Genomic DNA, 13,447 nt, shown 5'->3' on the forward strand with positions numbered 1-13,447 from the left:
TCGCGGTCACACTTCGAAGCTACGGAACTCCGGGCCCTCAACCCATCCGGTGATCCACCCAGTTGACCCTGACACCCACCCCCTAGGGGATGGTGGGGCTAGCCCCACCATCGGCAGGCCGGCATGCGTACATGTCGGCCTGCGCATCCGTAGGGGACGTGCGTCAGTGCGTTCCCGTCAGGGAGAGGCGATCGTCGCGATGACGGCGATGATCACGAAGATGGCGAAGAACGCGCCGAAGACGAGCAGCATCTTCTTCTGGCCGTTCTGGGGGTTCGGGTCGAGCACTGGCGACATACGGCAAGTCTCGCACCCTCCGCCCCGGCGCGGCCCTCCGGGGTGCGGCTCAGCGGGCCGCCTCGTCCTCCACCGTGCGGTTGCGTCCCGCCAGGACACCCACCGCCATCTGCGGGATCATCAGGCCGGCCATGAGCGCGATCGGCAGCCCCCAGCCGCCGCTGTGCTGGTAGAGCACTCCCACCAGGAGCGGGCCGGGGATGGAGAGCAGATAGCCGGTGCTCTGCGCGAAGCCCGACAGCTGGGCCACTCCCGCGCTGGTCCTGGCCCGCATGCCGACCATCGTGAGGGCCAGCGGGAACGAGCAGTTGGAGACGCCGAGCAGCAGGGCCCAGGCCCAGGAGCCGGCGGCCGGCGCGAGGTACAGGCCGGCGTAACCGACGAGACCGCAGGCGCCCAGCACGAGCACGATCGGCCCTTGGTGCGGCAGCCTGGTGGCGACGCGCGGGATGACGAAGGCCAGCGGCACGCCCATCACCATCGTGACGGCGAGCAGCAGCCCCGCCGTGCCGGCGGGCACTCCGGCATCGCGGAAGATCTGCGCCATCCAGCCCATCGTGATGTAGGCGCCGGTGGCCTGGAGCCCGAAGTAGACGGCGAGGGCCCAGGAGGTGCGGCTCCGGGTGATCCGCAGCGGGGGCGCGTCCACGCGCGCGTGATTCTGTTGCGCGGAGGCGGCAGGCGTCTGCGCGGAGGCGGCAGGCGTCTGCGCGGAGGCCGCGGGCGCCGCCCCACGGTCCCGTACGAAGGGAAGCCACGGCACTACGGCCGCCGCCGCGAGCGCCGCCCACACCGCGAGCCCGGTGTGCCAACTCCCGCCCAGCGCCTCGGTCATGGGCACCATCACCGCCGCCGCGGACGCGGTACCGAGGGCGAGGGCCATCGAGTACAGGCCGGTCATGGAGCCGACCCGGTCGGGGAACCAGCGCTTGACGATGACCGGCATCAGGACGTTGCTGACCGCGATGCCCATGAGGGCGAGAGCGGTGGCGGCCAGGAAGCCGGCCGTACCTCCGGCGTACGGCCGTATCAGCAGGCCCGCGGTGATGGCGGCCATGCCCGCGCACACCACCGTGCCCGGGCCGAAGCGGCGCGCCAGGCGCGGGGCCGCCACGCCGAAGACGGCGAAGCACAGCGGGGGCACGGAGGTGAGCAGCCCGGCCACGCTGCCGCTCATGCCGAGCCCGTCGCGGACCTCCTCGAGGAGGGCTCCGAGGCTGGTGATGGCGGGGCGGAGGTTCAGCGCGGTGAGCACGATGCCGAGCACAAGCAGCCGCATCGTCCACGCGCGCGTGGCGGGCTGGGAAGGGGTGTGTGTCTCAGGGGTGTGTATCCGCATGGACGTCACCGTCCGGGTGTCCTCGCTTGCCATGGGAGCCATCATAGAATCATAGGATGATTGACTGTCCAGTCCGGGGCTACACGGTCCCGGCCTTCCCGTGCGAAGGTGTGCCATGCCCCTGAGCCACCCCCGCCGCTCGGCACTGTCCGAGCAGGTCATCGCGGAGTTGCGGAACCAGATCACCTCGGGCGAATGGCCGGTCGGCTCCCGCATCCCGACGGAGCCCGAGCTGGTCGAGCAGCTCGGCGTGGCCCGCAACACGGTCCGCGAGGCGGTCCGCGCGCTCGCGCACAACGGCCTGCTGGACATCCGCCAGGGCTCCGGCACCTATGTGGTGGCCACCAGCGAGCTGGCGGGCGTCATGCACCGCCGCTTCGCCGACGCCGACCCCCGGCACATCGCCGAGCTGCGCTCCACGCTGGAGTCGGCCGCCGCGAAGCTGGCCGCGGAGCGGCGCACGGAGAAGGACCTCAAGCAGCTGGACGCGCTGCTGGTGCGGCGCGAGGAGGCCTGGGAGTCGGGTGACGCGGAGGCGTTCGTAGCGGCCGACGCGACCTTCCATCTGGCGGTCGTGGCGGCCTCCCACAACGACGTCATGACCGCGATGTACGCCGACCTGGGCGAGGTGCTGCGGGACTGGCTGCGCGAGGACGTCGGCGAGGAGCTGACGCCGGAGACGCACATGGACCACGGGCGGCTGGTCGACGCGATCCGCGCGGGCGACGCGGCGGCGGCCGCGGCGGAGGCGGCCAGCTATCCGTTCCTGTGCCGCCCGGGGCGTTTCAGCGCTCCCGCTGGTGGCTGATCCACACCGAGCCGACCTCTTTCCAGCAGCGCCCGGTCAGCCGCACGGTCTGCGCGGGCCCGGCCTCCACCGGAGAGCTGTCACTGTCGAGGTCCCACCAGCGGGCGCACTCGACGTGCAGAGTCACCCGGTCGGTGCCGGGATAGGGGTTGTGGCAGTACGCCGTCACGCGGGAGCCGGTTACGCGGATTCGGCACGCGGCGCCGAACGGCTCCTCGGACTCCACTTCCGCGGCATGCACGCGCGCGTGGGGCATCGCCTCGTACGAGACGAGCAGCAGGAGAGCGACGGCGACGGTCGTTGAGGCCAGGCTGTGGGACAAGCGCACAAGGGGACCTCCTCGGCCGTGCTGGGGAGGGGCTCGCGTAGTGAACGCGTAATCCAGAGTGCGCAGTTGTGGGTCTCCCCCGCCCGGCCGGGTAGGCCGAACGGGTGACGCCCCGCTCCCCGCGCGGTGCGGGAAACGGGGGGTCGACGGCGTACCGGAGGATCAGGCGCCGATGGCGTGCAGGCCGCCGTCCACGTGGATGATCTCGCCGGTGGTCTTCGGGAACCACTCCGACAGCAGGGCGACGATGGCCTTGCCCGCCGGCTCCGGGTCCTCCAGCTTCCACTCCAGCGGGGAGCGGCTGTCCCACACGGACGCCAGCTCGGCGAAGCCGGGGATGGATTTCGCGGCCATGGAGCCGAGCGGGCCCGCCGAGACCAGGTTGCAGCGGATGTCGTGCTTGCCCAGGTCACGCGCCATGTAGCGGTTCGTGGCCTCCAGGGCGGCCTTGGTCGGGCCCATCCAGTCGTACTGCGGCCAGGCGAACTGCGCGTCGAAGGTGAGGCCGACGACGGAGCCGCCCTCGGTCATCAGCGGCAGCAGCGCCATCGTCAGCGACTTCAGGGAGAAGGCGGAGACGTGCATGGCGGTGGCCACGGACTCGAACGGCGTGTTGAGGAAGTTGCCGCCGAGCGCGTCCTGCGGCGCGAAGCCGATGGAGTGCACGATGCCGTCGAGCCGGTCGCCCAGGTGCTCGCGGACCTGACTCTCCAGGCGGGCGAGGTGCTCGTCGTTGGAAACGTCGAGCTCCAGGACCTTGACCGGCTTGGGCAGCTTCTTGGCGATGCGCTCGGTCAGCGTGGGCCGGGGCCAGGCGGTCAGGATGATCTCCGCGCCCTGCTCCTGGGCCAGCTTGGCGGCGTGGAAAGCGATGGAGGACTCCATCAGCACACCGGTGATCAGGATGCGCTTGCCCTCGAGAATTCCGCTCATGGTGATCAGTGACCCATTCCCAGTCCGCCGTCAACAGGGATGACGGCTCCAGTGATGTACGAGGCGTCGTCCGAGGCGAGGAACCGCACCGTCGCGGCGATCTCCTCCGGCTGCGCGTACCGGCCGAGCGGCACCTGCGACACGATGCCCGCGCGCTGCTCGTCGGTGAGCACCTTGGTCATGTCGGTGTCGACGAAGCCGGGCGCGACGACGTTGAAGGTGATGTTGCGCGAGCCCAGCTCACGGGCGAGGGAGCGCGCGAAGCCGACCAGGCCGGCCTTGGAGGCGGCGTAGTTCGCCTGGCCCGGGGAGCCGTACAGGCCCACGACGGACGAGATGAGGACGACGCGGCCCTTCTTGGCGCGCAGCATCCCGCGGTTGGCGCGCTTGACGACGCGGAAGGTACCGGTGAGGTTGGTGTCGATGACCGAGGTGAAGTCCTCCTCGGACATACGCATCAGGAGCTGGTCCTTGGTGACGCCGGCGTTGGCGATCAGGACCTCGACCGGGCCGTGCTCGGCCTCGATCTCCTTGTAGGCCTGCTCCACCTGCTCGGGGTCGGTGATGTCGCACTTCACCGCGAGGAAGCCGGCCGGCGGCTCACCCGAGCGGTAGGTGATGGCGACCTTGTCGCCGGCGTCGGCGAAAGCACGGGCGATGGCGAGGCCGATGCCCCGGTTGCCTCCGGTGACGAGAACCGAGCGGCTCAACGGATCACCCTTTCGATAGGGGTCTGACACACCCGCCCGAACACGTGGATGGCAGGCGGCTTCCCCGAAAACCTATCGGGCCGGTCCCGGCCGCGGACATTCGGGCACCGACAGTGGCGTAGGGGTGTCACTGTCGGATCCCTACAGAAAGATGCGGACTCCCGCCGGAAACGTGTGGTCCACGGCCCCGCCCGCGCGACATGATCGGAGCCGACAGGCCACGACAGCAGGGAGACCTCCGTGCCTCATACGATCGACGAAGCCTTTACGGCGCTTCCGCTACGCGCCCTGGCCGACGCCGCGCTGGCACGCGCGCGTGCGCTTGGCGCCGAGCACGCGGACTTCCGGTTCGAGCGGGTGCGCAGCGCGTCCTGGCGCCTGCGGGACGCCAGGCTCGCCGGGTCGTCGGACACCACCGACCTCGGGTACGCGGTGCGCGTGGTGCACGGCGGGACCTGGGGGTTCGCGTCCGGTGTGGATCTGACGCTGGACGCCGCCGCCAAGGTCGCGTCGCAGGCGGTGGCGATGGCGAAGCTCTCCGCCCAGGTGATCAAGGCCGCCGGGTCGGACGAGCGGGTGGAGCTCGCCGACGAGCCGGTGCACGCGGAGAAGACGTGGATCTCGTCGTACGAGATCGATCCGTTCACCGTGCCCGACGAGGAGAAGTCGGGGCTGCTGGCGGAGTGGAGCGCGCGGCTGCTGGCGGCGGACGGGGTCAACCATGTCGACGCCTCGCTGCTCACCGTCCATGAGAACAAGTTCTATGCCGACACCGCCGGGACGGTGACCACCCAGCAGCGGGTACGGCTGCACCCGCAGCTGACCGCCGTGTCGGTCGACGAGTCGAGCGGCGAGTTCGACTCCATGCGCACCATCGCGCCGCCCGTGGGACGCGGCTGGGAGTACCTGACGGGCACCGGCTGGGACTGGGACGACGAGCTGGCGCGGATCCCGGAGCTGCTCGCCGAGAAGATGCGGGCGCCGAGCGTCGAGCCGGGGCCGTACGACCTCGTCGTCGACCCCTCCAACCTGTGGCTGACCATCCACGAGTCCATCGGCCACGCCACCGAGCTGGACCGCGCCCTCGGCTACGAGGCCGCCTACGCCGGTACGTCCTTCGCCACCTTCGACCAGCTCGGCAAGCTCAGGTACGGCTCCGAGCTGATGAACGTCACCGGTGACCGCACCGTCGAGCACGGCCTCGCGACCATCGGGTACGACGACGAGGGCGTCGAGGGCCAGTCCTGGGACCTGGTGAAGAACGGCACCCTCGTCGGCTACCAGCTGGACCGGCGGATCGCGAAGCTGACCGGCTTCGAGCGCTCCAACGGCTGCGCCTTCGCCGACTCCCCCGGCCATGTGCCGGTGCAGCGCATGGCCAACGTTTCGCTGCAGCCGGATCCGGCCGGGATGTCGACCGAGGATCTGATCGGGAGCGTGGACCGCGGCATCTACGTCGTCGGCGACCGGTCCTGGTCGATCGACATGCAGCGCTACAACTTCCAGTTCACCGGACAGCGGTTCTTCAAGATCGAGAACGGCCGGATCACCGGCCAGCTGCGGGACGTGGCCTATCAGGCGACGACCACGGACTTCTGGGGCTCGATGGCCGCGGTGGGCGGCCCGCAGACGTACGTCCTGGGCGGCGCCTTCAACTGCGGCAAGGCCCAGCCCGGGCAGGTCGCCGCGGTCTCGCACGGCTGCCCGTCGGCCCTCTTCAAGGGCGTCAACATCCTTAACACCACCCAGGAGGCCGGTCGATGAGCGCCCGAACGAGCAAGCCGCACGAGATCGTCGAGCGGGCCCTGGAACTGTCGCGGGCGGACGGGTGTATCGTCATCGCCGACGAGCAGTCGACCGCCAATCTGCGCTGGGCCGGCAACGCGCTGACCACGAACGGCGTCACGCGCGGGCGGACGCTCACCGTCGTCGCGACCGTCGACGGCAAGGAGGGCACGGCTTCCGGGGTGGTGTCGCGGTCGGCTGTGACCGGGGACGAGCTGGAGCCCTTGGTGCGGGCCGCCGAGGCCGCCGCGCGCGGGGCAGGGCCCGCCGAGGACGCGCAGCCGCTGGTGACGGACGTACCGGCGTCGCCGGACTTCATGGACGCCCCGGCCGAGACGTCGTCCGCCGTGTTCGCCGACTTCGCTCCGGCGCTCGGTGAGGCGTTCGCACGCGCGCGTGCGGGCGGACGGGAGCTGTACGGCTTCGCCAACCACGAGCTGGTGTCGACGTACGTGGGCACGTCCACGGGACTGCGGCTGCGGCACGACCAGCCCAACGGGACGCTGGAGCTGAACGCCAAGTCGCCGGACCGTACGCGCTCGGCGTGGGCGGGGCGCTCCACGCGGGACTTCAAGGACGTGGACCCGACGGCGCTCGACGCGGAGCTGGCCGTACGCCTCGGCTGGGCCGAGCGGCGCCTCGAGCTGCCGGCGGGGCGGTACGAGACGCTGCTGCCGCCGACCGCCGTGGCCGACCTGCTGATCTACCAGATGTGGTCGGCGTCGGGGCGGGACGCCGTCGAGGGCCGGACGGTGTTCTCCAAGCCCGGCGGCAAGACGCGCGTCGGCGAGAAGCTGAGCGAGCTGCCGCTGACGTTGCGCAGCGACCCGAACGAGCCGGGCCTGGAGTCCGCGCCGTTCGTGATCGCGCACTCCTCCGGGGGCGACCAGTCGGTGTTCGACAACGGTCTGCCGCTCGCGGCCACGGAGTGGATGCGCGAGGGCGAGCTGAAGCACCTCATGACCAGTCGGCACAGCGCGGGGCTGACCGGCCTGCCCGTGGCGCCGGGGATCGACAACCTGATCCTGGACGGCGGTCAGGACCGGTCGATCGAGGAGATGGTCGCGAACACCGAGCGCGGACTGCTGCTGACGTGCCTCTGGTACATCCGCGAGGTCGACCCGGCGACGCTGCTGCTGACGGGCCTGACCCGGGACGGGGTGTACCTCGTCGAGAACGGTGAGGTGACCGGCGAGGTCAACAACTTCCGGTTCAACGAGTCGCCGGTCGGCCTGCTGGGGCGGGCCACGGAGGCGGGGCGTACGGAGAAGACACTGCCCAGGGAGTGGAGCGACTGGTTCACCAGGGCGGCGATGCCCACCCTGCGCGTCCCCGATTTCAACATGAGCTCTGTCAGTCAGGGCGTATAACCTCGTAGTCGGCTGTCACCCGACTGCCCGAAGACCTCGAGGAGACACGAGAACCGTGACGGACATCGTCGACGAGCTGAAGTGGCGCGGCGTGATCGCCCTGTCCACTGACGAGGACGCATTGCGCAAGGCGCTCGCGGACGGTCCCGTCACGTTCTATTGCGGTTTCGACCCGACCGCGGCCAGCCTGCACGTCGGCCACCTGGTCCAGGTCCTCACCATGCGCCGCCTGCAGCAGGCCGGCCTGCGCCCGCTGGCGCTGGTGGGCGGCGCCACGGGCCAGATCGGCGACCCGCGCCCGACGGCCGAGCGCACGCTGAACGACCCGGAGACGGTCGCGAACTGGGTGACGCGGCTGCGCGCGCAGATCGAGCCGTTCCTGTCCTTCGAGGGCGAGAACGCCGCGGTGATGGTGAACAACCTGGACTGGACGGCCGGCATGTCGGCCATCGAGTTCCTGCGGGACATCGGCAAGCACTTCCGCGTCAACAAGATGCTGACGAAGGACTCGGTCGCCCGTCGGCTGCAGTCCGAAGAGGGCATCAGCTACACGGAGTTCAGCTACCAGCTGCTGCAGGGCATGGACTTCCTGGAGCTCTACCGGCGGCACGGCTGCACCCTCCAGCAGGGCGGCAGCGACCAGTGGGGCAACCTCACGGCGGGTCTGGACCTGATCCACAAGCTGGAGCCGCACGCCAACGTGCACGCTCTGGCGACACCGCTGATGACCAAGGCCGACGGCACCAAGTTCGGCAAGACCGAGGGCGGCGCCATCTGGCTCGACCCGGAGATGACGACGCCGTACGCCTTCTACCAGTTCTGGCTGAACGCGGACGACCGGGACATCTCCACCTACATGCGCATCCTCTCCTTCAAGTCCCGTGCGGAGCTGGAGGAGCTGGAGAAGCAGACCGAGGAGCGCCCCCAGGCTCGTGCCGCGCAGCGCGCGCTCGCCGAGGAGCTGACGACGCTGGTGCACGGGGCCGAGCAGACGGCCGCCGTGATCGCCGCGTCCAAGGCCCTCTTCGGCCAGGGTGAGCTGACGGACCTGGACGACAGGACGCTGGCGGCGGCCCTCTCCGAGGTGCCGCACATCCAGGTCGACCGGCTCGGCCCGGTCGTCGACCTCTTCGCGGAGGTCGGCCTGGTGGCCAGCAAGTCCGCCGCGCGGCGCACCGTGAAGGAGGGCGGCGCCTACGTGAACAACGTGAAGGTCGCCTCCGAGGACGCGGTGCCCGCGAAGGAGGAGCTGCTGCACGGGCGGTGGCTGGTGCTGCGCCGGGGCAAGAAGAACCTGGCGGCGGTCGAGGTGACCGGCGGCTGAGCGGACCTGTGAACGGGGCGGCTCCGGTGCCGGAGGCCGTCCCGTTCGCCGTCTGCGCCGTCAGGCTCTGCGTCTGCCGCCCCGGGCCGCCGTGTATGCCCTGTCGCCGAGGCCGACGAGGATGACCGCGGCCACGAGCTGGAAGGCGTGGCGCCACCAGTCGATCCCCGCAGTCGCGTCGACACCGGCCGCCCGCGCGATCGCATTGCCCCCGATGGCTCCGATCATGCCCAGAATGGTGGTCAGCCACAGAGGGATGTGCTGCTTCCCCGGGATGACGGCCTTGGCGATCAGGCCGAGCACGAGTCCCACGATGATCGCCCACAACCAGCCCATGGTGGCCTCCTCGTACGGCTCGACGTGAGCACTAAGGCCAGTGTCGGTCCAGGCGCCTTACGCCGCATGCCGGGTATGGCTGTACGCGTTACGGCTGAGAGCGTTCCCCCAGGTGGTAGGGGCCCCGGTCTCGTAGGCGGCGCAGGCGAGGCGTACCGTGGGAGGTGTCCTGGCCCGGGCTCCCGACGGGGGCGGACGGGTACGGGCAGGGGGAGAGTCCGATGCGGGCGGATGGTGGAATGTGATGCGGAAGCTGCACGCGGGCCACACCGAGGTCTTCCGGATCACCGGGGCCCGGGCGGGTCTCCAGGACGATGTGCGCGCCCGGCAGCGCCGGTACGTCATCTCGATGTCGGTCCGTACGGTGTCGGTGATCCTCGCGGCCTCGCTGTGGAACGTCGAACGGCACGTCGCGATCGTGGCGTTGGTGCTCGGGGCGGTCCTCCCGTACATCGCGGTGGTGATCGCCAACGCGGGGCGGGAGAATGCGCCGTCCCTGCCGTCGACGTTCGTGATGGCGCCGATGCGGCCGATGATCGCGCCGCCGCGGACGAACGACGGTTTCGCGGAACCTGTCCCGGAAGATGTGGCGGGTGACTCCGCGCCGGGCGCACAAAGCAAACCGGGCGACGGGGTGTGATCCTCCGGAGCGGTTTCCTCCGGAAGTCCCCGGAAGTCGAGTCCACGCCAAGCTCAGGAAAAGCTCAGATCAATAGTGTTGTTCCGGTGCCGGGGGACGGGTTACCCGTGACATACTTCGTGGACGCTCCGCATCCCCCGTCGGAGCGATGGACCGACGCCGGGCAGCTCCCCCCGTGGCTGCTCGGCGTCGCCTTTTTGTGCGCGAACTGGTGAGACGAAGCTGTGAGTGACGAGACGCCGATCTGCTCCGCCAAGGGCTGCCGTGCCGACGCCGTGTGGGTGCTGGCGTGGAACAACCCGAAGATTCATACGCCGGAGCGGCGTAAGACGTGGCTCGCCTGCGAGGAGCACCGGGAGCATCTGTCCCAGTTCCTCGGGGTGCGGGGGTTTCTGAAGGACGTGGTCCTGCTGAAGGAGTGGGAAGACCTCACTTCAGGGGAAGACCCCTCGTCAGCCACCGATCGCTGACATCGGCCTGTCCGGCTGCACGAACGACGGGTCGTCGAGGCCCGCCCCCGCCTTCTTGCCCCACATCGCCAGCTTCCAGATGCGGGCTATCTCCTCGTCGGGGGCGCCCGAGCGCAGGGCCGCGCGCAGGTCCGTCTCCTCCGTGGCGAACAGGCAGGTGCGGACCTGGCCGTCGGCCGTCAGGCGGGTGCGGTCGCAGGCCGCGCAGAACGGGCGGGTGACGGAGGCGATGACACCGACCACGTGCGGGCCGCCGTCGACCAGCCAGCGCTCGGCGGGGGCCGAGCCGCGCTTCTCCGCGCCCTCCTCGGTCAGCTCGAAGCGGGTGCGCAGGGAGGTCAGGATGTCTCCGGCGGTGATCATTCCGTCGCGCTTCCAGCCGTGCTGGGCGTCCAAGGGCATCTGCTCGATGAAGCGCAGCTCGTAGTCGTGCTCCACCGCCCAGGCGAGCAGGTCCGGGGCCTCGTCGTCGTTGAGGCCCGGCATCAGGACCGAGTTGACCTTGACCGGTGTCAGGCCGGCGCCGCGGGCGGCGTGCAGGCCCTCGATGACGTCCTTGTGGCGGTCGCGGCGGGTGAGGGTCTTGAAGACGTCCGGGCGGAGGGTGTCCAGGGAGACGTTGACCCGGTCCAGGCCCGCGGCCTTCAGGGCGGCCGCCGTGCGCTTGAGGCCGATGCCGTTCGTCGTCAGGGACATCTGGGGGCGGGGGTCGAGAGCGGCGACGCGCTCGACGATGCCGACCAGGCCGGGGCGCAGCAGGGGCTCGCCGCCGGTGAAGCGGACCTCCTCGATGCCGAGGGAGGTGACGGCGATGTCGATCAGGCGGACGATCTCGTCGTCCGTGAGCAGATCGGGCTTGGCCAGCCACTGCAGGCCCTCCTCGGGCATGCAGTACGTACACCGCAGGTTGCAGCGGTCGGTCAGCGAGACCCTCAGGTCGGTGGCCACCCGGCCGTAGGTGTCGATGAGCACGTGGGCCCCCTCCCTCGTCACGGACCAGAATCTTCTTCCGTCACCTGTGAGCCTACGTGACGGCACTGACAGCGACACCAGCCCGATCCCACGACGTAAGACGCGGCCGCGTCGTAGAGACCTACGACGCGGCCGCTCAGGGGGCGTGCTCAGTGGGCGCCGGTGCCGGTCAGGGACCGGACCTCCAGCTCCGCGTACTTGGCGGCGTCGGGCTCCTCCTTGGACAGGACCGTGCCGAGCCAGCCCATGAGGAAGCCGAACGGGATGGAGATGATGCCCGGGTTCTTCAGCGGGAACCAGGCGAAGTCGACGTCGGGGAACATCGCCTTGGGGTCGCCGGAGACGACGGGCGAGAACAGCACCAGGCCGACGGCGACGATGAGACCGCCGTAGATCGACCACAGCGCGCCCTGGGTGGTGAACCGCTTCCAGAACAGGCTGTAGAGGATCGTCGGCAGGTTGGCGGAGGCCGCGACCGCGAAGGCCAGGGCGACCAGGCCGGCGACGTTGAGGTCGCGGGCGAGGGCGCCGAGGAGGATGGAGACGGCGCCGATGCCGATCGTGGCGAGGCGGGCCGCCCTGACCTCCTCCTTCTCCGTGGCCTGGCCCTTCTTGATGACGTTCGCGTAGATGTCGTGGGCGAACGACGAGGACGAGGCCAGGGTCAGGCCGGCCACGACCGCGAGGATCGTCGCGAAGGCCACCGCCGAGATGGTCGCGAGCAGGATCGCGCCCCAGGCCGAGTCGACGCCGCCCAGGTGCAGGGCGAGCAGCGGGGCCGCCGTGTTGCCGGACGGGTTGGACGCGATGATCTCGTCCTGGGAGATCAGCGCCGCGGCGCCGAAGCCGAGCGCGATGGTCATCAGGTAGAAGCCGCCGATGATGCCGATCGCCCAGTTCACGGACTTACGGGCGGCCTTGGCGTTGGGCACCGTGTAGAAGCGGATCAGGATGTGCGGCAGGCCGGCGGTGCCGAGGACCAGGGCGATGCCGAGGGAGATGAAGTCCAGCTTGGAGGTGCCGGTCGCGCCGTACTGGAGGCCGGGCTCCAGGAAGGCGGCGCCCTTGCCGCTGTTCTCGGCGGCCTTGCCGAGCAGGTCGGAGATGTTGAAGTTGAACTTCAGCAGCACCAGGAAGGTGATCAGGATGGTGCCGCCGATGAGCAGCACGGCCTTGACCATCTGGACCCAGGTGGTGCCCTTCATGCCGCCGATGGAGACGTACACGATCATCAGGACGCCGACGAGGGCGACGATGAGGATCTTGCCCGCGTCGGAGGTGATGCCGAGCAGCAGCGAGACCAGGACGCCGGCACCGGCCATCTGGGCCAGCAGGTAGAAGATCGACACGACGATCGTGGAGGTGCCGGCCGCTGTGCGCACGGGGCGCTGGCGCATGCGGTACGCGAGGACGTCACCCATCGTGTAGCGACCGGAGTTCCTGAGCGGCTCGGCCACCAGGAGCAGGGCGACCAGCCAGGCGACCAGGAAGCCGATGGAGTACAGGAAACCGTCGTAACCGAAGAGGGCGATGGCGCCCGCGATGCCGAGGAAGGACGCGGCGGACATGTAGTCGCCGGAGACGGCGAGGCCGTTCTGGAAGGCGCTGAACGACCGGCCACCCGCGTAGAAGTCGGCGGCGTCCTTGGTCTGCCGGCCCGCCCAGACGGTGATGAAAAGGGTCGCGACCACGAAGAGCGCGAACAGGGTGATGATCAGCGGCCGGTGCTCGCTGGCCTCATTGGCGGCGAGCTGGACCTGGATCGTCGCGGGGCTCATGCGCCGCCCTCCATACGGGTCTTGATGGCCTCGGCCTTGGGGTCGAGCTTGGCGCCTGCGTGCCGCGCGTACCACCAGGCGATGAGGAACGTGGTGACGAACTGGGCGATACCGAAGACGAACGCGACGTTGATGTTGCCGAACAGCTTGGTGCCCATGAAGTCGCCCGCGTAATTGGAGAGCAGGACGTACAGCAGGTACCAGACGATGAAGGCGACGGTCAGCGGAAAGGCGAAGGAGCGGTAGGAGCGGCGCAGTTCACCGAACTCCGCACTCTGCTGCACCTCGGTGAACTCCTCAGGAGAGGGGAGTTTGTGTTGCTCTTTCGAGGGGGGCGGTGCGTCGGTAGCCACGGAG

15 protein-coding genes are annotated in these 13,447 nt (G+C 69.9%); 6 read left to right on the plus strand and 9 right to left on the minus strand.

The window, feature by feature from the left end; all coding sequences use genetic code 11:
* Window positions 1-177: 177 nt before the first annotated feature.
* On the minus strand, window positions 178-297 hold the full coding sequence (locus ACQEV2_RS09040) for an SGM_5486 family transporter-associated protein (RefSeq protein ID WP_302001726.1): 120 nt from the start codon (window positions 295-297) through the stop codon (window positions 178-180).
* A gap of 49 nt (window positions 298-346) precedes the next feature.
* Complete coding sequence (locus tag ACQEV2_RS09045) at window positions 347-1,681, minus strand: CynX/NimT family MFS transporter (protein WP_433038402.1); 1,335 nt, start codon at window positions 1,679-1,681, stop codon at window positions 347-349.
* 70 nt (window positions 1,682-1,751) lie between these two features.
* On the opposite strand from ACQEV2_RS09045, the gene ACQEV2_RS09050 reads away from it, so the two are divergent.
* Window positions 1,752-2,444, plus strand: a complete 693-nt coding sequence (locus tag ACQEV2_RS09050) for a FadR/GntR family transcriptional regulator (protein WP_433038404.1) — start codon at window positions 1,752-1,754, stop codon at window positions 2,442-2,444.
* On the opposite strand, the gene ACQEV2_RS09055 is transcribed toward ACQEV2_RS09050, so the two are convergent.
* From ACQEV2_RS09055 to fabG, 3 genes are all read right to left on the minus strand, one after another.
* On the minus strand, window positions 2,422-2,772 hold the full coding sequence (locus tag ACQEV2_RS09055; RefSeq protein WP_433038406.1) for a hypothetical protein: 351 nt from the start codon (window positions 2,770-2,772) through the stop codon (window positions 2,422-2,424). The genes ACQEV2_RS09050 and ACQEV2_RS09055 overlap by 23 nt on opposite strands.
* Window positions 2,773-2,934: 162 nt before the next feature.
* The gene (gene fabI / locus ACQEV2_RS09060) at window positions 2,935-3,705 is read right to left on the minus strand and encodes an enoyl-ACP reductase FabI (RefSeq protein ID WP_433038408.1); all 771 of its coding nucleotides are present in this window, start codon (window positions 3,703-3,705) and stop codon (window positions 2,935-2,937) included.
* A gap of 5 nt (window positions 3,706-3,710) precedes the next feature.
* Window positions 3,711-4,415, minus strand: coding sequence for a 3-oxoacyl-[acyl-carrier-protein] reductase (gene fabG, locus ACQEV2_RS09065; protein WP_433038410.1), 705 nt, complete (start codon window positions 4,413-4,415; stop codon window positions 3,711-3,713).
* 240 nt (window positions 4,416-4,655) lie between these two features.
* Here fabG and ACQEV2_RS09070 point away from each other — a divergent pair, with 240 nt between their 5' ends.
* The 3 genes from ACQEV2_RS09070 to tyrS are packed head-to-tail and all read left to right on the plus strand — an operon-like array spanning window position 4,656 to window position 8,894.
* The gene (locus ACQEV2_RS09070) at window positions 4,656-6,179 is read left to right on the plus strand and encodes a TldD/PmbA family protein (RefSeq protein WP_433038412.1); all 1,524 of its coding nucleotides are present in this window, start codon (window positions 4,656-4,658) and stop codon (window positions 6,177-6,179) included.
* Window positions 6,176-7,570, plus strand: coding sequence for a metallopeptidase TldD-related protein (locus ACQEV2_RS09075; protein WP_433038414.1), 1,395 nt, complete (start codon window positions 6,176-6,178; stop codon window positions 7,568-7,570). Before ACQEV2_RS09070 ends, ACQEV2_RS09075 begins: the two co-directional genes overlap by 4 nt.
* Window positions 7,571-7,625: 55 nt before the next feature.
* The gene (gene tyrS / locus ACQEV2_RS09080) at window positions 7,626-8,894 is read left to right on the plus strand and encodes a tyrosine--tRNA ligase (protein ID WP_433038416.1); all 1,269 of its coding nucleotides are present in this window, start codon (window positions 7,626-7,628) and stop codon (window positions 8,892-8,894) included.
* Between the two features lie 60 nt (window positions 8,895-8,954).
* Here the strand turns inward: tyrS and ACQEV2_RS09085 are convergent, their stop codons facing one another.
* Window positions 8,955-9,230, minus strand: a complete 276-nt coding sequence (locus tag ACQEV2_RS09085; protein WP_433038418.1) for a GlsB/YeaQ/YmgE family stress response membrane protein — start codon at window positions 9,228-9,230, stop codon at window positions 8,955-8,957.
* Between the two features lie 244 nt (window positions 9,231-9,474).
* Here ACQEV2_RS09085 and ACQEV2_RS09090 point away from each other — a divergent pair, with 244 nt between their 5' ends.
* A complete protein-coding gene (locus tag ACQEV2_RS09090) occupies window positions 9,475-9,870 on the plus strand; it encodes a DUF3099 domain-containing protein (RefSeq protein WP_433038420.1) in 396 nt (131 codons plus the stop codon).
* A 224-nt stretch (window positions 9,871-10,094) separates the two neighbouring features.
* Window positions 10,095-10,340: a hypothetical protein gene (locus ACQEV2_RS09095; protein WP_433038422.1), complete on the plus strand. Its 246-nt coding sequence runs from the start codon at window positions 10,095-10,097 to the stop codon at window positions 10,338-10,340.
* Here ACQEV2_RS09095 and moaA read toward each other — a convergent pair.
* The 3 genes from moaA to ACQEV2_RS09110 all read right to left on the minus strand — a co-directional run bounded on the left by moaA (window position 10,323) and on the right by ACQEV2_RS09110 (window position 13,443).
* Complete coding sequence (gene moaA / locus ACQEV2_RS09100; protein ID WP_433054294.1) at window positions 10,323-11,312, minus strand: GTP 3',8-cyclase MoaA; 990 nt, start codon at window positions 11,310-11,312, stop codon at window positions 10,323-10,325. The two genes, ACQEV2_RS09095 and moaA, sit on opposite strands and share 18 nt — an antisense overlap.
* Before the next feature lie 149 nt (window positions 11,313-11,461).
* Window positions 11,462-13,090, minus strand: coding sequence for a solute symporter family protein (locus ACQEV2_RS09105; RefSeq protein ID WP_433038424.1), 1,629 nt, complete (start codon window positions 13,088-13,090; stop codon window positions 11,462-11,464).
* Window positions 13,087-13,443 carry a DUF485 domain-containing protein gene (locus tag ACQEV2_RS09110; RefSeq protein WP_433038426.1) on the minus strand — a complete coding sequence of 119 codons (357 nt, stop codon included), beginning with the start codon at window positions 13,441-13,443 and terminating at the stop codon, window positions 13,087-13,089. The genes ACQEV2_RS09105 and ACQEV2_RS09110 overlap by 4 nt, the downstream gene beginning before the upstream one ends.
* Window positions 13,444-13,447 lie beyond the last annotated feature (4 nt).

The sequence above is a fragment of the Streptomyces sp. CA-251387 genome, from assembly GCF_050936625.1.
Classification (GTDB): Bacteria; Actinomycetota; Actinomycetes; order Streptomycetales; family Streptomycetaceae; genus Streptomyces.